Origin of the sequence: Pseudomonas abyssi, assembly GCF_002307495.1 — a bacterium.
Lineage (GTDB): Bacteria > Pseudomonadota > Gammaproteobacteria > Pseudomonadales > Pseudomonadaceae > Halopseudomonas > Halopseudomonas abyssi.
Genome location: NZ_NTMR01000071.1, coordinates 1 through 770, shown reverse-complemented (window position 1 = coordinate 770; position 770 = coordinate 1). Strand labels below are relative to the sequence as shown.

1 protein-coding gene is annotated in these 770 nt (G+C 62.1%); it reads left to right on the top strand.

Annotated elements, in window-relative coordinates:
* On the top strand, nucleotides 1–770 hold a 770-nt coding region (locus CNQ84_RS20265; protein WP_112220875.1), incomplete at both ends, for an electron transfer flavoprotein subunit alpha/FixB family protein.

Genomic DNA, 770 nt, shown 5'->3' with positions numbered 1-770 from the left:
ATCGACGTACTGGTTGCCGGCGCAGGCTGTGCCGCTGTTGCCGACGCCGCTGCCAAGGTCGCTGGCGTCAACAAGGTCCTGCTGGCTGACAACGCGGCCTACGCCAACCTGCTGCCGGAAAACGTTTCCCTGCTGATCGCTGAACTGGGCAAGGGTTATAGCCACATTCTGGCGCCAGCCAGCACCAACGGCAAAAACTACCTGCCGCGCGTTGCCGCGCTGCTGGACGTTGATCAGATCTCCGAGATCACGGCTGTTGAAAGCGCTGACACCTTCAAGCGCCCGATCTACGCCGGCAACGCCATTGCCACCGTGCAATCCAGCGCTGCGATCAAGGTCATCACCGTGCGTGCCACCGGCTTTGACGCCGTTGCCGCCGAAGGCGGTAGCGCCTCGGTTGAAGCGGTTGCCTCGGCCCACGACGCGGGTACCTCCAGCTTTGTTGGCGAAGAGCTGGCCAAGTCCGACCGTCCGGAACTGGCAGGCGCCAAGATCGTCATTTCTGGTGGTCGCGGCATGCAGAACGGCGACAACTTCGAAATGCTGTACAAGGTCGCCGACAAGCTGGGCGCCGCTGTGGGTGCTTCGCGCGCCGCGGTTGACGCCGGCTTCGTACCGAACGACATGCAGGTGGGTCAGACCGGCAAGATCGTTGCGCCGCAACTGTACGTTGCAGTCGGCATCTCCGGCGCCATCCAGCACTTGGCTGGTATGAAAGACTCCAAAGTGATCGTTGCGATCAACAAGGACGAAGAAGCGCCGATCTTCCA